The sequence below is a fragment of the Stappia sp. genome, assembly GCF_048261845.1.
In the GTDB taxonomy this organism is placed as follows: Bacteria; Pseudomonadota; Alphaproteobacteria; order Rhizobiales; family Stappiaceae; genus Stappia.
Window position 1 is genome coordinate 35,913 of the sequence record NZ_JBLXFR010000009.1, and the last position, 19,651, is coordinate 55,563.

Annotated in this window: 20 protein-coding genes; 10 read left to right on the forward strand and 10 right to left on the reverse strand. The window is 66.0% G+C overall.

Features of this window, described 5'->3' with window-relative positions; all coding sequences use genetic code 11:
- Positions 1 to 81: 81 nt before the first annotated feature.
- Both ACN0T5_RS05990 and cysG read right to left on the reverse strand, forming a co-directional pair.
- Positions 82 to 387, reverse strand: coding sequence for a DUF2849 domain-containing protein (locus ACN0T5_RS05990; protein WP_417767714.1), 306 nt, complete (start codon positions 385 to 387; stop codon positions 82 to 84).
- Positions 388 to 409: 22 nt separating this feature from the next.
- Positions 410 to 1,855 carry a siroheme synthase CysG gene (gene cysG / locus ACN0T5_RS05995; RefSeq protein ID WP_417767715.1) on the reverse strand — a complete coding sequence of 482 codons (1,446 nt, stop codon included), beginning with the start codon at positions 1,853 to 1,855 and terminating at the stop codon, positions 410 to 412.
- Between the two features lie 667 nt (positions 1,856 to 2,522).
- Between cysG and ACN0T5_RS06000 the strand changes: the two genes are divergently transcribed.
- Entirely contained in the window at positions 2,523 to 3,224 is a 702-nt protein-coding gene (locus tag ACN0T5_RS06000) for an HAD family hydrolase (protein WP_417767716.1), read from the forward strand.
- 126 nt (positions 3,225 to 3,350) lie between these two features.
- On the opposite strand, the gene ACN0T5_RS06005 is transcribed toward ACN0T5_RS06000, so the two are convergent.
- Both ACN0T5_RS06005 and ACN0T5_RS06010 read right to left on the reverse strand, forming a co-directional pair.
- Positions 3,351 to 4,517: an acetyl-CoA acetyltransferase gene (locus tag ACN0T5_RS06005; protein ID WP_417767717.1), complete on the reverse strand. Its 1,167-nt coding sequence runs from the start codon at positions 4,515 to 4,517 to the stop codon at positions 3,351 to 3,353.
- A gap of 344 nt (positions 4,518 to 4,861) precedes the next feature.
- Positions 4,862 to 6,127, reverse strand: coding sequence for a porin (locus tag ACN0T5_RS06010; protein WP_417767718.1), 1,266 nt, complete (start codon positions 6,125 to 6,127; stop codon positions 4,862 to 4,864).
- A gap of 442 nt (positions 6,128 to 6,569) precedes the next feature.
- On the opposite strand from ACN0T5_RS06010, the gene ACN0T5_RS06015 reads away from it, so the two are divergent.
- Both ACN0T5_RS06015 and ACN0T5_RS06020 read left to right on the forward strand, forming a co-directional pair.
- Positions 6,570 to 7,373, forward strand: a complete 804-nt coding sequence (locus ACN0T5_RS06015) for a glycosyltransferase family 2 protein (protein WP_417767719.1) — start codon at positions 6,570 to 6,572, stop codon at positions 7,371 to 7,373.
- A 64-nt stretch (positions 7,374 to 7,437) separates the two neighbouring features.
- A complete protein-coding gene (locus ACN0T5_RS06020) occupies positions 7,438 to 8,664 on the forward strand; it encodes a TIGR03862 family flavoprotein (RefSeq protein WP_417767720.1) in 1,227 nt (408 codons plus the stop codon).
- Positions 8,665 to 8,739: 75 nt separating this feature from the next.
- Here ACN0T5_RS06020 and ACN0T5_RS06025 read toward each other — a convergent pair whose 3' ends face one another.
- Positions 8,740 to 9,078: a BA14K family protein gene (locus tag ACN0T5_RS06025; protein WP_417767721.1), complete on the reverse strand. Its 339-nt coding sequence runs from the start codon at positions 9,076 to 9,078 to the stop codon at positions 8,740 to 8,742.
- Positions 9,079 to 9,348: 270 nt separating this feature from the next.
- Here ACN0T5_RS06025 and ACN0T5_RS06030 point away from each other — a divergent pair, with 270 nt between their 5' ends.
- The 7 genes from ACN0T5_RS06030 (at position 9,349) to ACN0T5_RS06060 (ending at position 15,546) form a co-directional block, all read left to right on the forward strand.
- Positions 9,349 to 10,545, forward strand: a complete 1,197-nt coding sequence (locus tag ACN0T5_RS06030; protein WP_417767722.1) for a substrate-binding domain-containing protein — start codon at positions 9,349 to 9,351, stop codon at positions 10,543 to 10,545.
- 89 nt (positions 10,546 to 10,634) lie between these two features.
- Positions 10,635 to 11,441, forward strand: coding sequence for an ABC transporter ATP-binding protein (locus tag ACN0T5_RS06035; protein WP_417767723.1), 807 nt, complete (start codon positions 10,635 to 10,637; stop codon positions 11,439 to 11,441).
- Positions 11,434 to 12,159, forward strand: a complete 726-nt coding sequence (locus ACN0T5_RS06040) for an ABC transporter ATP-binding protein (protein WP_417767724.1) — start codon at positions 11,434 to 11,436, stop codon at positions 12,157 to 12,159. Before ACN0T5_RS06035 ends, ACN0T5_RS06040 begins: the two co-directional genes overlap by 8 nt.
- Entirely contained in the window at positions 12,156 to 13,184 is a 1,029-nt protein-coding gene (locus ACN0T5_RS06045) for a branched-chain amino acid ABC transporter permease (RefSeq protein WP_417767725.1), read from the forward strand. The genes ACN0T5_RS06040 and ACN0T5_RS06045 overlap by 4 nt, the downstream gene beginning before the upstream one ends.
- A 7-nt stretch (positions 13,185 to 13,191) precedes the next feature.
- A complete protein-coding gene (locus tag ACN0T5_RS06050) occupies positions 13,192 to 14,250 on the forward strand; it encodes a branched-chain amino acid ABC transporter permease (protein WP_417767726.1) in 1,059 nt (352 codons plus the stop codon).
- The gene (locus ACN0T5_RS06055; RefSeq protein WP_417767727.1) at positions 14,247 to 15,056 is read left to right on the forward strand and encodes an alpha/beta fold hydrolase; all 810 of its coding nucleotides are present in this window, start codon (positions 14,247 to 14,249) and stop codon (positions 15,054 to 15,056) included. The genes ACN0T5_RS06050 and ACN0T5_RS06055 overlap by 4 nt, the downstream gene beginning before the upstream one ends.
- 277 nt (positions 15,057 to 15,333) lie before the next feature.
- Positions 15,334 to 15,546 carry a cold-shock protein gene (locus tag ACN0T5_RS06060; protein WP_306026921.1) on the forward strand — a complete coding sequence of 71 codons (213 nt, stop codon included), beginning with the start codon at positions 15,334 to 15,336 and terminating at the stop codon, positions 15,544 to 15,546.
- Between the two features lie 99 nt (positions 15,547 to 15,645).
- Here the strand turns inward: ACN0T5_RS06060 and ACN0T5_RS06065 are convergent, their stop codons facing one another.
- Genes ACN0T5_RS06065 through ACN0T5_RS06085 form a run of 5 tightly spaced genes read right to left on the reverse strand, consistent with a single transcriptional unit; the run spans position 15,646 to position 19,544 of the window.
- Positions 15,646 to 16,011: a phosphate acetyltransferase gene (locus ACN0T5_RS06065; RefSeq protein ID WP_417767728.1), complete on the reverse strand. Its 366-nt coding sequence runs from the start codon at positions 16,009 to 16,011 to the stop codon at positions 15,646 to 15,648.
- Positions 16,008 to 16,412 (reverse strand): MaoC/PaaZ C-terminal domain-containing protein, encoded by a 405-nt coding sequence (locus tag ACN0T5_RS06070; protein WP_417767729.1) that lies wholly within the window; start codon positions 16,410 to 16,412, stop codon positions 16,008 to 16,010. Before ACN0T5_RS06070 ends, ACN0T5_RS06065 begins: the two co-directional genes overlap by 4 nt.
- The gene (locus tag ACN0T5_RS06075) at positions 16,409 to 17,944 is read right to left on the reverse strand and encodes a class I adenylate-forming enzyme family protein (RefSeq protein ID WP_417767730.1); all 1,536 of its coding nucleotides are present in this window, start codon (positions 17,942 to 17,944) and stop codon (positions 16,409 to 16,411) included. Before ACN0T5_RS06075 ends, ACN0T5_RS06070 begins: the two co-directional genes overlap by 4 nt.
- Complete coding sequence (locus tag ACN0T5_RS06080; protein ID WP_417767731.1) at positions 17,941 to 18,741, reverse strand: enoyl-CoA hydratase/isomerase family protein; 801 nt, start codon at positions 18,739 to 18,741, stop codon at positions 17,941 to 17,943. The genes ACN0T5_RS06075 and ACN0T5_RS06080 overlap by 4 nt, the downstream gene beginning before the upstream one ends.
- On the reverse strand, positions 18,738 to 19,544 hold the full coding sequence (locus ACN0T5_RS06085; protein WP_417767732.1) for a TetR/AcrR family transcriptional regulator: 807 nt from the start codon (positions 19,542 to 19,544) through the stop codon (positions 18,738 to 18,740). Before ACN0T5_RS06085 ends, ACN0T5_RS06080 begins: the two co-directional genes overlap by 4 nt.
- Between the last annotated feature and the right edge of the window lie 107 nt (positions 19,545 to 19,651).

Below are 19,651 nucleotides of genomic sequence, written 5' to 3' on the forward strand. Positions count from 1 at the left end.
CTCCTGGATCGACAGGCGCCGCGCATCTTGCGCCGGCGGCCCGAAGTCTGTCTGGGTGTGTCCGGTATCCGCTCCGGCCGCTCAGGCGGCCGAAACCTCACGGCGGGCCTGCTTGCCGAGATCGAGCCGCGTCGTCGGCCCCTTGGCGCGAATACGCTCGCGAAAGCGAACGGGTACGATCTCGTTGTCCTCACGCCGCAAATCGATCAGGTACGGTTCGACGATCAGCCGCTGGGCGACGGCCTCCGTTCCCAGGGCCTCCGCCTCGGCGATCGCCTCGGAGCCCTCGAGCAAACGGGCCCCGTCAAGCGTCTCGACCCACTGGCCGGCACGGCCCAGCCAGACAACCTCGCCATCGATCAGACGGTTGGCGGTAAGAGCTTTCATGCAGTCGTTCCTTGTGGCGTGCTCAAGCGGCGACAACGGCTCGGGAGGCGAGCGCCGCGCGCAGGGGCTGGCTTTCGGGCAGATCGGCATGGCCAACCGCCCTGCCGATGACGATGAGTGCGGGCCCGGCAACGTCGTCGCGCCCTTCAAGGGCCGCGAGATCGCCAAGCGTGCCGGCATAGAGGGTTTCGCCGCGCTGCGCGGCACTCTCCACCACGGCGACAGGTGTCTCCTCGGCAAGCCCTGCCTCGGCAAGACGTTCGGCGACGCGCGCGGCGACGCTGCGGCCCATGTAGACGGCCACGGTGGCGCCGCCCATGGCGAGCCCGGCCCAACCGGGCAAGGTGTCGCCCGAGCGGTCATGGCCGGTGGCGAAGACCAGATCGGAGGCAACCCCGCGCAAGGTCAGCGGAATGCGCGCACTGGCCGCCGCGGCAAGCGCCGCCGTCACGCCGGGAACGATGTCATAGGCGATGCCCGCCTCGCGCAGGGCGGCCATTTCCTCGCCGGCGCGCCCGAACACCAGCGGATCGCCGGCCTTCAGACGGACGACCCGGCGCCCGAGCGATGCCTCCCGCACCAGGATCTCGTTGATCCTCGCCTGCGACACCGAATGCGCGCCCTTGCGCTTGCCCACGGCAATGCGCTGCGCGTCGCGGCGGCCCATGGCGATCACCTCATCCGGAACCAGGGCGTCATGGACGATCACGTCCGCTTCCTGAAGGATACGCTGCGCGCGCAGGGTGAGGAGGTCTTCCGCGCCCGGCCCCGCACCCACGAGCCAGACGAAACCGGCATCGTCGCCGCGGCTGTTGAGCAGGCGCTGTGCCTCGGTACGAGCCACATCCGGTCGCCCGGCCTGGAGATGAGCTGCCACAGGACCGGAAAAGAAGCGCGCCCAGAATCTCCGTCGCTCAACGCCATTCGTGATGACACGGGCGACAGTCTCCCGGAAGCTTTCCGCCAGACGGGCGAGATCGCCCGTCTCACGCGGCAGAAGGGCCTCGATCCGGGCGCGAATATGGCGCGCCAGCACCGGCCCGACCCCGGTCGAGGTGATCGCGATGGCAACCGGGGCGCGGTTGACGAGCGCGCCGACATAGAAGTCGCAAAATTCCGGGCGATCGACCGCATTGGCCGGAATGCCAAGGTTTCGCGCGGCCTCGACCACCGCGACGTCCTGCGCCTCCTCGCCGCTCGCGGCGAAGACCAGGGCAGCGCCCTCGATGAGCGCCGGCCGGAACGTCGCCGGGACCCACACGCCGCCGGCATTGTCCAGGGCGGCAGTCACGGACGGCTCGATCCGCGGAGCGACGACCTCGATCAACGCCCGCGTCTCGGCCAGAAGCCGAACCTTGGCAGCCGCTTCGTCGGCGGAGCCGACCACGACAACCCGACGCCCCTCGACCTTGTAAAAGGTCGGGAAGACGGCGAGCTTTCGATTTGCTGCGTCATCCTGGCGGGTCATTCGGCACGGTCTCCGGCTGAATTCTGATTGAGCCTAGAGATAAAGGCTCACGCGCCGCTCCGCCGGGCATGGCATTTCAAACGAGACGAGAAGAGGAGAAAAAACATCCCCGCCAGCCGCGCCGGCACAGTGCCCGGATACGGCCGGGACCTCGCAGGCCGGTGTCTGCCCATGTCGACGGCCGTGCGCCTGCCGGTGCGATGTTCCGGCCCTGACTGTGCTTCGCACCGCTCGTGCGGCGAGGCAAGGATGCACATCCCGCACCTGCCGAGACACACCGCAAGACGCGCATCACGCCCGAGACTTTCCTGCCCCTGATGGGGAACCGCCGGTGGCTCGCGCAATATTACCACCACTGGTTTCTCTTGCCCCGAACCACCAGCATGTGGTTACAGGTTCTTGCAAGAGACCAAGGCAATCAAACCAAAAAGGGGAGACGCACATTAATTTCGTGCGCACGGGGATTCTTATTTGAATCGAACTCAAACGACTTCGACTCGTAACCATATTTTTCACAAAGACCGGGAAAACGGATTCTGCAACAAGCCGATTTCGAGGGCACCACTATTATGCGGAAGCCCTTCACTCTTGGTTGATTCTCACATCCGAACAACTAATACTACGCCGTCGCGAGACGTTTCAATCAAATCAATATCGAGTGAATCCCGTGGTAAAAGCTATTTTCTTTGATGTATTCGGCACCGTTATCGACTGGCGTAAAGGACTTGCTCACGGTTTCGAACGGGCCTTCGCCAAGAGCGGCCGCGAGATCAGCTCACACGCACTGGCAGACGCCTGGTACCGGGTCTACAGGGCCCGTGTGCGGGACCCGCTGGCACAGGATGCGCGCGGCGACGAGGTCGCAAGTGCATCCCTGCAGGACGTTCTGGAGTCCGAGGGACTGGACCGGGTACTCGGTGACAAGGATGCGTTGCAGCTTGCAAGCAGCTGGCAGCGGCTGCCGCCCTGGCCCGACAGTGTTCCCGGTTTGCGGGCACTGCGCCGCGAATACGTCATTGCCCCTTGCACGGATATCCCGACCTCGACCATCACCTGGCTTGCCAAGCATGCCGGCCTGCCATGGGACCTTGTCCTGGGCACCGATCTCATCGGCGAAAACCAGCGAGGAGGCCTTCTGGCAGGAGCAACGCAGGCCATCGGCCTCGCGCCCGGGGAGGTCATGTATGCCTCCTCACACAATGCCGATCTTGCCGCTGCGCGCAGCGCCGGGCTCAAGACAGCCTTCTTCGCCAGGCCAAAGGAGTTTGGCGCGGAGCAGACCCGCGATCTTGCACCGGAGGATTCCTGGGAGGTCGTGGCGTTCGACCTGCTCGACCTCGCAAGGCACATGGAATCGGCGATCTACTGAGGCACAGCTCCCCACACGAACAGGAACGGCGCGAAAGCCAGAAAAGCTCCGCGCCGTCAGTGCCTGTCATGTCGGGCTATGCCCGGGGAGCGCGAATACCGGACCCGGACCGCAAGCGCCCGCGCTCTAGCGAAGCGGCTGCAACACCGACACGTAATTGGCGACAGCCGCGCCGCCCATGTTGAAGATGCCTCCGAGCGCGGCGTTCTTCACCTGAATGCCGCCGGCCGTTCCCGTCAGCTGCATCGCCGACAGGACATGCATCGAGACGCCCGTCGCTCCGATCGGATGCCCCTTGGCCTTGAGGCCGCCCGACGGATTGACCGGCAAGCGCCCGTCCGGCTGCGTCCAGCCTTCCAGCACCGCGCGGTGCCCCTCGCCCGGCGCCGTCAGCCCCATCGCTTCATACTCGATCAGTTCCGCGATGGTGAAGCAGTCATGCGTCTCGACGAAGGAGAGATCCTCAAGCCCGACGCCGGCGGCCGAAAGGGCCCTGCGCCAGGCTTCGCTGCAGCCTTCGAAGGCGAGGATGTCGCGCTTCGACATGGGCAGGAAGTCCTGGACATGCGACATGCCGCGGAAGGCTACCGCCTTCTTGCGTCCGAGTGCTGTCTCGATGTCGGTGAGCACCAGCGCCGCCGCACCGTCGGAGACGAGCGAGCAGTCGGTGCGCTTCAGCGGGCCGGCAACATACGGGTTCTTCTCGCTTTCGGCGCGGCAGAAATCGAACCCGAGATCCTTGCGCATCTGCGCATAAGGATTGTTGACGCCGTTCTTGTGGTTCTTGGCCGCGATCGCCGCCAGCGCGTCCGAGCGATCTCCGTATTTCTGGAAGTAGCCCTGCGCGATCTTGCCGAAGACACCGGCGAACCCGCCCGGCGTGTCGCCATCTTCGGGCAGGTAGGAGGCCTTGAGAAGGTTCTTGCCGATTTCCGGGCCCGGCGTCGTGGTCATCTGCTCGACACCGACGACAAGCACCACGCGCGCCTCGCGGGAATTGATCGCCCGCACCCCCTGGTGCACGGCTGCCGAGCCGGTGGCGCAGGCGTTTTCCACCCGCGTGGCGCGCTTGAACCGCAGTGCCGGGTCTGCCTGCAGGACCAGGGAGGCGGTGAAGTCCTGTGCCGAAAAGCCGGCATTGAAATGGCCGAGCACGATCTCGTCGATGTCACCGGGCTCGAACCCCGCGTCGGCGATCGCGTCGCGCGCGACCCCGACGATGAGGCTTTCGACACTTTCCTCGGAATGTTTGCCGAACGGCGTATGCGCCCAGCCCACGATCGCTGCAGTCATGGCATTGCTCCCATACGGTGCCGCTCGCCTGAATGATATGCGCCAAGGGCCACGGCCCGACGCCTCGACAGGCAAGGGTCTTGCTGTTCCAGTCGCGCAAGAAGATTCCACCTCGGAGCAGGTGATGCAAGCGACTTATTTACGGGAACGTCAATTCAATAAAATTCTACAATAAAAAACAATTCACTATGAGATTTTCGAAGATGGAAACGAACCGCTTCGACGGCATTTCCCCAATGTGCGAAACCGAACAGCGCGGGCAATGCGGATCACGGCGCGGAGGGCACAAAGAAAAAGCCCGGCGGTTTCCCGCCGGGCCTTCAATCCAATCCTAGAGGATCAGATTAGAACGTGCGCTGCACGCGGAAGATACCGACCAGCGTGTCGGCGTCGCCGCCAACGACGTTGGAGTTGCGGTTCAGGTACTCGAGCTCTGCACCAACCTGCAGGCCGGAGACCGGACGCCACACCAGGTTACCCTGCACGTTCAGGTCGCGGATGTCCGCACCGCCAACAGCCTGGTCGAGGCTGGTGTAGGACGCGGTCAGCGACGACGAGATGGCCGGGGTCCAGAAGTGGGTGAAGCCACCACCGATGCCCCATGCGCTCGACAGCTTCAGGCCGCCGACAGCGTTGTAGGAAGCGTCGGAGAAGCCGCCAACACCGTCCCAAGCCGAGTTCACGTAACCGATGGCACCCTGCGAGTACGTCGCCTGCAGCGAGATGTTGTCGCCCGGAGCGATCATCGGAAGGTTGAACGTGGCGCCAGCGCCGATCGCCCAGCCGAGCTTGCCCTTACCCGGGACGCCAGCACCGATGGCAACGCCATTGGCGAGGGTCGTAGCAGCCAGCGAACGGCCGTAGACGTGGTGCAGGGCACCCATGATCTGAGCCGAACCCCAACCCTGGTCAACGCGCAGGTTGGCGACGAAGTCCGGGATCTTGTGACCGCCGTAGCCGTCGATGTTGGCCTGGAGGGCCGTCGGCGAAGCCGGGGTAGCGAGCTGAGCGCCGTTGTAGAAGATCTGGCCGCGCTTGTTGGCAACTTCGACCGAGGCCGAAGCCGAGAAGCCGTTGCCGAACTGAGCGGTGTACGCGAACAGGTTGGTCTCGCCGTAGTCAGCGAAGCCCTGGTCGAGGACGGCACCCCAGTTGTTACCCGTGTAGAACTGGAAGTACGTAGCGGTACGACCAGCGACGAAGCCGCCGAGCTGGATGAAGGCTTCATCCAGGTAGAAGTCCGAGCCACCAGCGTTGTCGGTGGTCGACCATGCAGCGACGTAGGTGCGCAGCAGGCCGTACTCGGTGTTGGTGCGGCTGTCGAAGTTCAGGTAGCCACGAGCACGGATACGGGTCGACTCGTCGGTGCGAGCGTCCCAAGCGCTGCCGCCGTCCTGGAGGACGTCGTTGAAGCGGAATTCAACGCGGACACCGCCACCGATCTTCAGGCAGGTCTCGGTACCCGGGATGTAGAAGAAGCCCGTGCCGAAAGCGTCGCAAACGCGAACGTAATCGACCGGCTCCGGAGCCACCGGAAGATCGGCGGCCTGTGCGCCCGTGGCTGCCAGGGCAGCTGCGGAAGCGCCGAGCAGGATGCTCTTAATGTTCATTTTCCTGACCTCGTCGTTGTTCCCTAGTGACCTTGTGGCCAACGGGAGATGAGAGTTGAGCAAGCTTCCCCGCGAGCTCGATCCTTTTCTAAGCCGGGCCGGCCGCCCCTCGCAACCGGCAAATGCCCGCTTGCGGCACTCCACGGACACAGTGTGTCTTTGCGGTGACACCTCGTTAAGCCTCTGTTAGCAAATGGGGGCCGTTTCCCGGCATTTCCGCCGTTTCATGCGTTTTCACGCAAGCCGCAGGTCGAAACAAGCCCCCGGGCCGGGCACCCGGCCGGCGCCTGCACCGTGGTCCGCCAAGATGCTTGATGGCGGGAGAATCGCCACTTAAAGAGGGCGCACGCGGATTGCCGTTGCATCCCGCCCGTCTTTTCGGCCGGGTCGGGCAGGCGCGATTCGACGCGCTGCCGGCGCAGGAGCAGGAAGGTCAGCCCCCATGAGCGAAGCCAAGGCGATTTCCGTCTTTATAATAGCGCGGGACGAGGCGGACCGGATCGGCCATGCCATCGACAGCGTCAAATCCTTCGCCGACGAGATCATCGTCGTCGACAGCGGTTCGCAGGACGGCACCAGGGATGTCGCCGCACGGCACGGAGCGCGCGTGATCGAGAACCCCTGGTCGGGTTACGGCCCGCAGAAGCGCTTCGCGGAAGACCAGTGCCGCAATGACTGGCTTTTCAATCTCGACGCCGACGAAGCGGCAACGCCGGCGCTGGCGCTGGAGATCGAGGCGCTGGCGCGATCCGGCGCCCTTGTTTCCAGCCCCTTCTGGCAGGTGTCGATCCTGGACGTCTTCGCACACGAGGACGGGCCGGCGCCCTGGGCCTACGGCTATGTCCAGATCCGCCTCTATGACCGGCGCGTCGGGCGCTTTTCCGATTCGACCGTGCACGACACCGTGCGCCCGCCGGAGGGCGCGCGGCTGGCGCGGCTGAAGCAGGCCATGGAACACCGGTCGATCCGCTCGGTAGCCTTCCATGTCGAGAAGATGAACCGCTATTCCACGATGCAGGCGCTCGACATGGCAAAGCGCGGCCGCAAGGTCGCCAGATGGCGTCTTCTCGCCGAATTTCCGCTTGCCTTCCTCAAGGCCTATGTCCTGCGCCGCTACATGCTGTACGGATGGTGGGGAATCGTGATCTCCGTGAATTTCGCCTATACCCGCTTCCTGCGGATCGCGAAGACCTATGAAGGCGAACTCGCGGCCCGCCACGCGGCCGGGCCGCCGCCGCGGGTCTGAAATCCGTCTCGCTTCCCGCCAGACGCCGAGCGAGCTCCAATTCCACCCGACCGGGAAACAAGCCATGGGCATCACCAAACCCGCCGTTGTCGTTGTCGGCGCCGGTCCAGCCGGCCTGATCGCCGCCGACCTGCTGTCGCGCAGTGGCGCTGCGGTGAGCGTGCACGAGCGCATGCCCTCTCCGGCGCGCAAGCTGCTGATGGCCGGGCGGGGCGGTCTCAACCTGACCCACAGCGAACCGGCCGAAGCCTTCCTCAAGCACTACCGGGAAGCGGAAGACCGGTTGACAGGGGTCATCGAGGCCTTCGATCCGCAGGCGCTGCGCACCTGGTGCGCGGAACTCGGCATCGAGACGTTCACAGGCTCGAGCGGCCGGGTGTTTCCACGGCAGATGAAAGCCTCGCCGCTGGTCCGCGCCCTGCTCGCCCGTCTGACCGCGAACGGTGTCCGCCTTCAGACGCGCTCGACCTGGACGGGCCTTGGCGAGGACGGCGCATTGCATTTCGAAGGGCCGGACGGTTCGTCGCAGGTTCAACCCGACGCGGCGCTTCTGGCCCTGGGCGGGGCGAGCTGGCCGAGACTGGGCAGCGATGCGAACTGGGTGCCGTTGCTCACCTCACGCGGCGTGGCGATCTCGGCCTTGCAGCCGGCCAATGCCGGCATCACCGTTCCCTGGTCGCAGCACCTGCGCGACCGCTTCGCCGGCGTGCCGCTGAAACGGATCGCGGTCACGGTGGGCGACCGGCGCATCGCCGGCGAAGCCGTTGTCACGGCCACCGGCCTCGAAGGCGGCGCCATCTACGCGCTGACACCGGACATTCGCGCCAGGATCGCCGAAACCGGACAGGCCGACATCACGCTCGACCTGCGCCCCGATCTCGATCACGAGACCCTGCGGCAGCGCCTTTCGCGGCCACGGGGAAAGCAGTCGCTGTCAAACCATCTGCGCAAGAGTGCGGGACTTGCGCCCGTGGCCGTCGCGCTCCTTTCCGAACCGGGCGAGCGTCCGGCCGATCCGGATCGGCTCGCGGCCAGAATCAAGGCCCTGCCGCTGACGGCGACCGGCTTCCCCGCTCCCGGGCGCGCCATATCCTCGGCGGGCGGCATCACGTGGGATGCCATCGATGACACCTTCATGCTGACGGCCCTGCCCGGTGTTCACGTTGCAGGCGAGATGCTGGACTGGGAAGCCCCGACCGGCGGCTATCTCCTTCAGGCCTGTTTCGCAACGGGCATCGCAGCCGCCCGCGGCATCGCGGCGCGGCTCGGCCTGGACAGTCCCCCGGCATAGCCCGGACGGCCTCGGCCAGACAGGAAAAAGGCCGGCGAAAGCCAGCCTCTTCCACGTTCCTCTCGACAATCCTGCTCAGCGGCAGAACTTCACCCGGCCAGAATAGGTGCGGAAATAGCCGGTCGCCGGATCGAACGAGCGATATTTCGACGAGCAGTAGCGATACCACTCGGGCGTCCACGGGGCCGGACGGCCATAGTAGGCCGGGGCCGGGACATATTGCGGGGCAGGCTCGTAGTAGCGCGGCTGGGTCAGAGCCGAACCGACGATCGCGCCGGCAACGAAGCCGCCTGCTGCGGCCCAGCCGTTGCGATGATGCCAGCGACGCGCCTCTGCATCGGTGGTGGCGGAGGCCATGACTGCACCGGCGGTCAGGGCAACTGCAAGACTTGTGATCGCGAATTTCTTCATCATGACTTCATTTCCTCTGTTCGATGCTGCACTGTTATTTTCGTGACGCCGTTTTCCCTGCGTCCATGCTCAGAAGATAACCCGCGTTCCTGCAAATGAATGTGATCACCATCACGAAGCGACGCAATGGGCGCTCCCGTGATTCTGGCGGGGTTTCGTTCCGTTGATTGACATGAAACATGAATCATGCGTCATATATGGAGAGGTGCGACGAGGCAGGCATGCTCCCGGAGGAACGGGCATCGCTTGCACGCGCCGACAGGGAGGAACGCCATGCACAGACAATTCGCCTTGGTGGCCGCGCTGGCCGCCAGCCTCGCGGCCGCTCCGCTGGGCGCCGCCGCATTCGCGCAGGACATCCGGATCGCCCATGTCTACGGCAAGACGGGCGCGCTGGAGGCCTATGCCAAGCAGTCGCATACCGGCTTCATGATGGGCCTGGAATACGCGACCGACGGCACGATGGAGATCAACGGCCGCAAGATCGTCGTGATCGAGAAGGACACCCAGCTGAAGCCGGACATCGCCCGTGCGGCGCTGGCCGAGGCCTATGGGGACGACGAGGTCGACATCGCCGTCGGCCCGGTCTCCTCCGGCGTGGCGCTGGCCATGCTTCCCGTCGCCGAGGAATACGGCAAGCTGCTGCTTGTCGAGCCGGCGGTGGCCGACAGCATCACCGGCGAGAACTGGAACCGTTACATCTTCCGCACCGGGCGCAACTCCTCGCAGGACGCCGTTGCCAACGCGGTGGCGCTCGGCAAGGAAGGCGTCACCATCGCGACGCTTGCCCAGGACTACGCCTTCGGGCGCGACGGCGTCGCCGCCTTCCGCGAGGCGCTTGCCGGAACAGGTGCGAAGCTTGCCTTCGAGGAATACGCACCGACCGACACGCAGGACTTCACGGCCAGCGCCCAGCGCATCTTCGATGCAATGAAGGATATCGAGGGCCGCAAGTTCCTGTTCGTGATCTGGGCAGGCGGCAACAACCCGATCGGCAAGATCAAGGCGATGGAACCGGAGCGGTTCGGCATCGAGATCGCCACCGGCGGCAACATCCTGGCGGCGATGAAGGCCTACAAGGCGCTGCCGGGCATGGAAGGCGCCACCTATTACTATCATGACATCCCGAAGAACCCGGCCAATGACTGGCTCGTCGCCGAGCACGGGAAGCGTCACGGCTCGCCGCCGGACTTCTTCACCGCCGGCGGCATGTCGGCGGCCATCGCCGTCGTCGAGGGCATCCGCAAGGCCGGCTCGACCGATACCGAGGAGCTGATCGCGGCGATGGAGGGCATGTCCTTCGAGACGCCGAAGGGCACGATGACCTTCCGCGCGGAAGACCACCAGGCGCTGCAGTCGATGTACCACTTCAAGATCCGCGTCGACCCGGATGTCGAATGGGGCATTCCGGAACTGGTGCGCGAGCTGAAGATCGAGGACATGGCGATCCCGGTGCGCAACACGCGCTGATCCGTGCGATCCGGCCCTCGCGCCCCGTGCATGCCGGGCCGGATCGCCGCCAGGCCTCAAGACAACCCGAACTGCCGGAGATCCGCGCCGTGACTCGCGAACCGCCCGTTCTCGAGACCGAGGACCTTACGATCCGCTTTGGCGGCCATGTCGCCGTCGACAGCGTTTCCTGCGCTTTCGAGCGCGGCACCCTGACCGCCATCGTCGGCCCGAACGGCGCCGGCAAGACCACCTATTTCAACCTCGTCTCCGGTCAGCTCCGGGCGAGCGCGGGCCGCGTCCGTCTCAACGGCGAGGACATCACCCGCAAGGGCGTTGCCGAGCGCTGCGATCGCGGCATCGGCCGCGCCTTCCAGCTCACCAACCTGTTTGCGAGCCTCAGCGTGCGGGAGAATGTCCGCCTCGTCGTGCAGTCCCGCGCCAATCGGGGCTTCGACATCTTCTCGCGGGCCTCAGCCCATGTGGAGCTGATCGAGCGGGCGGAGCACGTGCTTGCCGAGGTGCGGCTCATCGACAAGCGGGACATGCCCGTCTCCGCCCTGCCCCACGGCGACCAGCGCAAGCTGGAAGTGGCGCTGATGATCGCGCTCGGGGCCCAGGTGCTGATGTTCGACGAACCGACAGCCGGCATGAGCGTCGACGAGGTTCCCGTCATTCTCGACCTGATCCGCGACCTCAAGAAGGATCGCGACCACACGATCCTGCTGGTGGAGCACAAGATGGATGTCATCCGCAGTCTCGCCGACCGGATCATCGTGCTGCATAACGGCGCGCTGGTCGCCGACGGGGAGCCGGGCGCGGTGATGCGTTCGCCAATCGTCCAGGAAGCCTATCTCGGCAAGGCGCCGGAGACGGCCGGCCCGGAAACCGCCACCCTCGAGGCCGCCCATGACTGACATGCTCCTGCGGCTCGCCGGCGTGCACACGCATATCGGCCCCTACCACATTCTCCAGGACGTCACGCTCGACGTTCCGCGTGGCGGCGTCTCGGTGCTGCTTGGCCGGAACGGCGCGGGCAAGTCCACCACCTTGCGCACGATCATGGGCCTGTGGCGGGCAAGCGCCGGCGAGATCCATTTCGACGGCCGTGCGATCCATGCGTTGCCGACGCCGGAGATCGCCCGCTCCGGCATCGCCTACGTGCCGGAGAACATGGGCGTCTTTTCGGACCTGAGCGTGGCGGAGAACATGCGCCTTGCCGCCGTCGACGGCCCGTTCGACGCGCGCCGGCTTGCCTGGGTCAAGGAGTTGTTCCCGCCTATCGGCACCTTCTGGGACAAGGCGGCCGGCACCCTTTCGGGCGGTCAGAAGCAGATGCTGTCGGTTGCCCGCGCGATCATCGAGCCGCGCCGGCTGATCCTGATCGACGAACCCAGCAAGGGCCTTGCACCCGCGATCATCGCGTCCATGACCTCCGCCTTGCGCGAGCTCAAGGAGACCGACACCACGATCCTGCTGGTCGAGCAGAACTTCGCCATGGCCTCGGCGCTCGGCGACACCGTCGCCGTGATGGATGACGGGCGCATCGTCCATGCCGGCGACATGCGCACACTCGCCGCCGATGCCCGCCTGCAGGAACGTTTGATGGGCCTCAGCCTGGAGGAACACCAGTGAGCGAAACCGCGATCCGCCCCAAGCTCGTCGGCCCGACGCCGGTTCAGCGAGCCATACGCGCGGCACCCGTGCTGCTTGCCCCCGTCATGGCCCTCGCCGGTCTCGCCGCCATCGGCGATCCGTCCGTGTGGCTGACGCTGACCGTCGCTGGCCTTGCCATGGGTCTGATGATCTTCATCATGGCGTCCGGGCTGACGGTCGTCTTCGGCCTGATGGACGTGATCAATTTCGGCCACGGCGCCTTCGTTTCCGTCGGCGCGTTTGTCGGCTTCACCGTGCTTGCCTGGCTCGCCGGCTGGACCCAGAGCCCGGCCGTCATCCTCAACCTCGCCGCCGTCTTCCTGGCGATCCTTGCGTCCATGGCGATCACCGGCGCGCTGGGGCTCGCCTTCGAACGCGTGATCGTCAAGCCGGTCTACGGCCACCACCTGAAGCAGATCCTCGTCACCATGGGCGGGCTGATCGTCGCCCAGCAGCTGATCCATGTGGTCTGGGGTCCCGACGCGATCCATGTCGCCCGCCCGCAGTCGCTGCAGGGCTCCTTCATCTTCGGCGAGGCGGCGATCGAGAAATACCGCGTCTTCGCCGTCGGCATCGGCCTTGTGCTCTTCCTTGCCATGCGCCACGTGCTGCGCGCCACGCGGCTCGGCCTCCTGGTGCGTGCGGGCGTCGAGAACGGCGAGATGGTGGAAGCCCTCGGCTACCGCATCCGCCGGCTGTTCCTGCTGGTGTTCATGGCCGGGTCCGCACTTGCCGGCCTCGGCGGCATCATGTGGGGCCTCTACCAGGAGACGATCACCGCCCATATGGGCTCGGAAATCATGGTGCTCGTCTTCGTCGTGGTCATCATCGGCGGCCTCGGTTCCATCGAGGGCTGCTTCATCGGGGCGCTGCTCGTCGGGCTGCTCGCCAACTACATGGCGTTCCTTGCCCCCAAGGTCGCGCTTGTCTCCACCATTGCGCTGATGGTCGGCGTGCTGATGTGGCGACCGCAGGGCCTCTATCCCGTGGTCAAGGCGAAATAGGTCCATCATGATCAACACGCTGTTCTCCGGGGACCGCCCGCAAAGCCGCATCCTCGCCGCCATACTGATCCTGATCGGCCTGGCCCTTGCCTTCGCACCGTTCCTGATTCCCGGCACCAAGCCGCTCGACACGGCGGCGCGCATCTGCATCTTCATCGTGCTGGTAGCGAGCTACGACCTCCTGCTCGGCTATACGGGGATCGTGTCCTTCGCCCACACGATGTTCTTCGGCATCGGAGCCTATGGCGTCGCCATCGCGCTCTCCACGCTCGGTCCGGGCTTCGGGGCGATCGGCATCGGGGTTGCCGCCGGCACGCTCGTCTCGGCCCTGCTGGCTCTCGCCATCGGGCTCTTCTCGCTCAGGGTGAAGGCAATCTTCTTCGCCATGGTGACGCTCGCAGTCGCCAGCGCCTTCGCCGTACTCGTATCGCAGATGTCGGGGTTTACCGGAGGCGAGGACGGCCTGACCTATCGCATACCGCGCGAGCTGACCCCGGCCTTCCGCTTCGCCGACATGCGCATCCTTGGCGTTCGCCTCGACGGGCGGCTGCTGTCCTATTACCTGGTCTTTGCCAGTGCGCTTGCGCTTTTCCTCGCCATGCTGAGGATCGTCAACTCGCCCTTCGGCACGACCTTGAAGGCGGTGCGAGACAACGCCTTCCGCGCCGAGGCAATCGGCTACCGGGTGATCTGGTACCGGACAACCGCGACGGTCCTGTCGGCCGTCATGGCAAGCCTTGCCGGCGCGCTGCTGGCGATCTGGATCCGCTACGCGGGCCCGGCGACGACGCTTTCGATGGAGATCATGATCGACATCCTGCTGATGGTCGTCATCGGCGGCATGGGCACGATGTACGGCGCGGTGATCGGCGCGACGCTCTTCATCCTCGCCCAGACCTACCTTCAGAACCTGATGGGCGCGGCCGAACGGGCAACCGAGGCGCTGCCGCTGGTGCCGGTCCTGCTCGCCCCCGAGCGCTGGCTGCTCTGGCTCGGCGTGCTCTTCATCCTGTCTGTCTACTTCTTCCCGGACGGGGTGGTCGGGCGGCTGCGGAGACGGGGATGAACGGGCTCTTCGTCCACCGCGCCGGTGCGTTGCGGCCGGGGCGGCGTCCTCTTGTCCTGCTGCATGGCTGGTCCTGCAACGGCGGCTTCTTCGAACCGCAGATGCAGGCGCTCGGTGACCAGACGCTGGTGCTGGCCCCCGACCTGCCGGGGCACGGGCGGAGCGTCGGGCGCGTCGAGCCGACCATTGAGGCCGGCGCCGACGCACTTCAGGCCCTGCTCGCGGAAGAAGACATCCAGGGCGCCATCCTTGTCGGCTGGTCGATGGGCGCGCTCGTTGCCTGGTCGATGATCGAGCGACATGGCGCAGACCGCCTCTCGGCGCTTGTCGTCGAAGACATGTCGCCCAAGGTTGTCAACGCGCACGACTGGCAGTTCGGGTCGCGCAGCGGCCTGGACGGCGCCCGCAATGCCGTGTTTTTGAAGGCCATCGAGACACAGTGGCCGCTGCTTGCCGCCCCGACCGCGCGGCGCACCTTCGCAGCCGGAGCCTCGCGGGACCTTCTGGCCTTCGCGGAAAAGGAAATGCGCGCCGCCGACCCTGCATCGCTTGCGGCCATGTGGCGATCCCTGACCATGCAGGATTTCCGCAACCTGATCCCGCGCCTCGAACTGCCCGTGGTGCTCGCGCACGGCGCGCAAAGCCAGCTCTACGCCGCCGGTGCCGCTCACTGGCAATGCACGCGGCTGGCCCGCGCGCGCCTCCACACATTTGCCGCTTCCGGCCATGCCCCGCACCTGGAGGAAGCCGGTCCGTTCAACGCCATGCTGGGACAGCTGATCGATCCGCGCTGCCCCTTCAACTGATGGCGGACCGCCCCGTTCTGCATCCCTCGCCTGCACCACGACACTTGCTGGCTTCCGTGTTTTCGCATACACTTCGCGCGTCGGACCTCGGTCCAACAAAAGCGGGCTTGAAAATTCGAACCCCGGTTAAGAAAGTTTCGGTATGCGGCTCTCTCCCGGTCCCTTTGACCGGTTCTGTCGAACAGAACTGCCTTTCCCGTTTCTGAATGCCACGCTCGCGCAAGCAAGCGCGCTTACTTGCGCTTTAACGTTTTGACACGGGACAGGAGTTTCCCCCATGCGCCAGACCGGCACCCTCAAATTCTTCAACCATGATCGCGGCTTCGGTTTCGTGACCCCGGCCGAAGGCGGCAAGGACGTGTTCGTCCACATCACCGCTTTCGAGCGTTCGGGCATCGCCGTCCCGGCGGAAGGCACGACGCTGACCTTCGTCACCGAAGAAGACCGTCGCGGCCGTGGCCTGCAGGCCGCCCAGCTCGAGCTCGCGTAACACGCGCTCCTCGGCCTGAAAGCTGATTGACGAACGCCGCCGGCTTGCCGGCGGCGTTTTGCGTTGGAAGGCGCGTGCGGCGCTCCAGAGCCCCGCACTTCAGGCGCCGACATCCTCCACGTAGACAAGCGCCCTGCCTTCGCAGACCCTTCTTCCGTCCCCGCCCACGCAGACCGTCTCCAGATCGACGAGATGTTTCTCCGGCCGCAGCCGGGTCACGGTCACGCGCGCGGTCAACTCCTCACCGAATGCAGCCGCTGCCAGGAAGCGCATCTCCTGCTTGAGATAGTTGGTGCCGAAACCGGGCAGCTTGACGCCAAGAAGGTAGGAGAAGAGCCCGCCGATCAACGGCTCGGGTACCGCTTTCGGAACACCGTCAAGGCCGGCAAGCCGGGCGAAGGTGTCTGCATCGCTTGGCGGAAAGGTCCGGCGCACCTCCGCTGTCTGGCCGAGTTCAAGCGTCATCGGATCTCCTCCAGCCGGCACTGTCCGGAAAGCACCACCTTCGCATCCGCGGTCCGGCTGATCTCGATCGTTATCGCCTCCGCGTTTCCCTCGCGTGCCGAGGCGGAAAACCGGATCGCGAGCTCCTCCCCCGCATAAGCGGGATTGGGAAACATCAGCGACTGCATGGCGTGGCGGCGCCCCGGATGACGGGCTCCGAGCAGCGCCCAGACCCGGGAATAGAGCAGCATGCCGTGCGAGACGGTGCGGCCGAAACGGGTACGGGCGGAAAACGCCGGATCGACATGGATCGGATTGTCATCACCGGACAGGTCTGCAAAGGCATCGAAGTCCGCCTGGGTCGGAGTCCAGGTCGCGACGATCTCGTTGATTGGCTGAACGGCCTGCGGATCTGCCGTCATCGGGCATTCTCCTCGTACATGGATCTCAGGACGTGTTTCTGGACCTTGCCGGCGGCGGTGCGCGGCAGGTCGGCAACGACCGTCACGCTGCGCGGCACCTTGTAGCCGGCAAGTCTCTGGCGGCACCAGTCAAGGAGCGCCACCGTGTCGATCTGCGCGCCGGGCCTCGGGATCAGGTATGCGGCGCCGACCTCGCCCCACTTTTCGTCCGGCACGCCGACCACGACCGCATCGAGAATATCGGCATGGGTGACGAGCACCCGCTCGACCTCCGCCGGATAGACGTTCTCGCCGCCGGAGATGTACATGTCCTTGATGCGGTCGACGATGTAGTAGTAGCCGTCCGCGTCCCGCCGGGCGACATCGCCCGAGCGCAACCAGCCGTCACCGGCGAAAGCCGCCTGCGTTGCCTGAACGTTGCCGAAATATCCCGGCGTGACGCCGGGACCACGGATCTGCAATTCGCCCTCGCCCGCTCCTTCCACGATGCCGCCATCGGCCGCGACGAGGCGCACATCGGCAAGGATCTGCGCCTTGCCGACGGAGCCGATTTTCTCGGCCGCCCTTTCCGGATCGGCAAGGAACACGGTCGGGCCTGTTTCCGTCATGCCCATGCCGTTGCACACGGTGACGCCGCGCTCGAGATAGGTTTCCAGCAAGGAAGCGGGCATCGGCGCCCCTCCGCAGCCGAGCGACCGCACCGCCGAGAAATCGGCGTCCGCGAAGCCCGGCTCAAGAGCCAGCGCCTGATAGATCGCGGGGACCCCGAAAAATGCGGTCACTGCTCCCCTGGCAATCAGCTCCAACACTGCGGGAGCGTCGAACCTGCGCAGCACGATCGTCTCGCCGCCCGCGAGAAACAGCGGCAGCGTGAAGAGATTGATGCCGGCCGTGTGGAACAGTGGCAGATAGTTGACGCCCGTATCGGTCGCCAGCAGCCCGGTCGCTTGCGCGTAGTTGACGGCATTCGCCCAGGCCATCGCCGCCGTCTGGATCACCAGTTTCGGCGTTCCGGTGGTGCCGGACGTCGCAAGCAGGTACCAGGGTGCCTCGGCCTCGACCCGGCCGTCGCCGAAAGCCGCCTCGCCCACCCCCTCCAGCACCGCCTCGAGCCGGAGGCCATCCGGATCGGCGCCGGCATCGGCAAACCCGATCCGCTCGCATCCCGTCCGCCGCGCCAGATCGGCGCCCGTCCCGGCGGCCGCCGCATCATGCAGCAGAAGCCGCGCCCCGGCTTCGACCAGAACGGGCTCCAGTTCGGCTGGCGGCTGCCGCCAGTTGAGCGGCAGCAGGATGAAACCGGCCTTCTGGGCGGCAAAAAGGAGCACGAAGAAGTCCGGATGATTGTGACACAGCACCGCAATCCGATCGCCGGCGCGGCATCCGCGCGCGCTGAGCCCGCGCGCCACCCGGTTGGCGCGCCGGTCGACATCGGAGAAGCTGAGAACCGCGCCCGTCGCGTGATCGCGGAAGGCGATCTTCTCCGGTGTCAGCTCGGCGCGCTTTGCCGCCATGTCGGTAACATGGATCATGCCACGCCCTCGGCGGCGGTCTTCGCCGCCGGTGCCAGGAAACGCTGCATGCGCTCCCGCGTTTCAGGACGGCCAATCAGCGAAAGGAACCCGTCGCGCTCGCGCTCCAGCGCCGCCGCGATGCGAGCCCGGCGCACCAAGCTCCAGACATTCGCACGTGCGATTGCAAGGCTTGCCGGGTCCTTGTCCAGGATTGTCGCGAGCTGTTCGCCGGCGGCGGCGCGCAACTGGTCCGGCTCGCAGACATGATCGGCGAGGCCGAGAGTCAGGCAATCGCCCGCCGAAAGCCGCTCGTTGAGATACATCGCCTTCAGCGCCCGCGCGCTGCCGATGCGTTCGGGCAGAAGGGCGGTCCAGCCACCATCCGGCGCGAAGCCGACCTCGCTGTAATAGGGCTGCAGAAAGGCCGCCTCGCTCATCACCACGATGTCCGCCGCCAGCATCAGACCGGCCGAGCCTCCCGTCACCGGCCCGTTGACGGCGGCAAGGACCGGCGCCGGGAAAGCCAGCAGGTCGAGGATCGCCGCGTTGAGCTCGCCAACGATCTCGCCCGCATAGATCCGCAGCGCCGTCGTATCGGATGCACGCGCCGCAAAGGCAGTTACATCGCCGCCGGCGGAAAAGGCCCGGCCCGCTCCGGTGATCACCAGGGCACGGGCGCCGGCGGCGCGGGCCTCGGCCACGCCGGAGCGCAGGGCGGCGAGCAGTTCCGGCACCAGCGCGTTTCCGCGTCCGGGCCGGTCAAGCGTCAGCCATGCGGCCGTGCCGGCAAGATCAAGATGCACAGAGGCACTCATCGCCCGGCCCCGTCCTCGCCGTCCCTCGCCTTCAACCCGTTTTCGATCAGGTCGTGAGCCACCTCGACCATCGCGTCGAGAGGCGTCTGGCCGCCGAAAACGACCTGGAACTCGCCGAGCGAGCGGGCGATGCCCATCAGCGCCCAGGCACGGACCTCGGCATCGCCCGGCCGGATGGCACCCTTCCCGGCTGCGCGCTCCAGCCCGACCCGATAGCCGTCCGCGAAGGTGCGGAAATAGGCGAGATAGGCTGCGGGATCGACGAATTGCGCCTCCTGAACGATGCGATAGAGCTCCGGATGGGCCGAGACGAACCCCAGAAAGGCACGCAAGCCCTCCCGCTCCGCCGCAAGGCGATCGGCATACCCGGAGGTCGCCTCGCTGATCGCGTGGCGCAACATGCGGCCCATCTCGGCCACGAGCTCCGAGAAGACCTCGTCCTTGCTGGCGAAGTAGATATAGAAGGTGCCTTGCGCGACGCCTGCCTCGCGGGTGATCGAGCCGATCGACGCCTCGTTGAAGCCCTGCCGGCCGATGACGCGTTCCGCCGCCTCAAGGATGGCGCGCCGCGTCGCCGCCCCGCGCGCCGTCTTCGGCATGCCGGCGGCAAGCCCGTCCGACGCTTCCCGTTGCGGCAGGGAGCTTGCGTTGCCCCGCCCGGTTGCACCATTCTTGGGAGTGCCGCCGGTCCTGGAAGCGGACGACTTCGGAGCGGCTGCCTTGGGGCCGGCCTTTGGCCCGCGTTTCGTGCGGACCCGGTCCGGTGTCCGCCCCGCGCCCTTGCCCGCCTTCGTCTCGCTCACGGCATGTCCACCCGACCTGATATGAATTATGAATCAGTATTCATATTTTTTGCGAGACGTTCAAGCTGAAATCGGGGACGCCCGGGACTGCCGTCAGACGGATGAGC

What these genes read in the sequence shown, in the direction of transcription:
- ACN0T5_RS05990 (WP_417767714.1), bottom strand. Translation starts at nt 387, where the DNA reads ATGAAAGCTCTTACCGCCAACCGTCTGATCGATGGCGAGGTTGTCTGG.
- cysG (WP_417767715.1), bottom strand. Translation starts at nt 1,855, where the DNA reads ATGACCCGCCAGGATGACGCAGCAAATCGAAAGCTCGCCGTCTTCCCG.
- ACN0T5_RS06005 (WP_417767717.1), bottom strand. Translation starts at nt 4,517, where the DNA reads ATGACTGCAGCGATCGTGGGCTGGGCGCATACGCCGTTCGGCAAACAT.
- ACN0T5_RS06010 (WP_417767718.1), bottom strand. Translation starts at nt 6,127, where the DNA reads ATGAACATTAAGAGCATCCTGCTCGGCGCTTCCGCAGCTGCCCTGGCA.
- ACN0T5_RS06015 (WP_417767719.1), top strand. Translation starts at nt 6,570, where the DNA reads ATGAGCGAAGCCAAGGCGATTTCCGTCTTTATAATAGCGCGGGACGAG.
- ACN0T5_RS06020 (WP_417767720.1), top strand. Translation starts at nt 7,438, where the DNA reads ATGGGCATCACCAAACCCGCCGTTGTCGTTGTCGGCGCCGGTCCAGCC.
- ACN0T5_RS06025 (WP_417767721.1), bottom strand. Translation starts at nt 9,078, where the DNA reads ATGATGAAGAAATTCGCGATCACAAGTCTTGCAGTTGCCCTGACCGCC.
- ACN0T5_RS06030 (WP_417767722.1), top strand. Translation starts at nt 9,349, where the DNA reads ATGCACAGACAATTCGCCTTGGTGGCCGCGCTGGCCGCCAGCCTCGCG.
- ACN0T5_RS06040 (WP_417767724.1), top strand. Translation starts at nt 11,434, where the DNA reads ATGACTGACATGCTCCTGCGGCTCGCCGGCGTGCACACGCATATCGGC.
- ACN0T5_RS06050 (WP_417767726.1), top strand. Translation starts at nt 13,192, where the DNA reads ATGATCAACACGCTGTTCTCCGGGGACCGCCCGCAAAGCCGCATCCTC.
- ACN0T5_RS06055 (WP_417767727.1), top strand. Translation starts at nt 14,247, where the DNA reads ATGAACGGGCTCTTCGTCCACCGCGCCGGTGCGTTGCGGCCGGGGCGG.
- ACN0T5_RS06060 (WP_306026921.1), top strand. Translation starts at nt 15,334, where the DNA reads ATGCGCCAGACCGGCACCCTCAAATTCTTCAACCATGATCGCGGCTTC.
- ACN0T5_RS06065 (WP_417767728.1), bottom strand. Translation starts at nt 16,011, where the DNA reads ATGACGCTTGAACTCGGCCAGACAGCGGAGGTGCGCCGGACCTTTCCG.
- ACN0T5_RS06070 (WP_417767729.1), bottom strand. Translation starts at nt 16,412, where the DNA reads ATGACGGCAGATCCGCAGGCCGTTCAGCCAATCAACGAGATCGTCGCG.
- ACN0T5_RS06075 (WP_417767730.1), bottom strand. Translation starts at nt 17,944, where the DNA reads ATGATCCATGTTACCGACATGGCGGCAAAGCGCGCCGAGCTGACACCG.
- ACN0T5_RS06080 (WP_417767731.1), bottom strand. Translation starts at nt 18,741, where the DNA reads ATGAGTGCCTCTGTGCATCTTGATCTTGCCGGCACGGCCGCATGGCTG.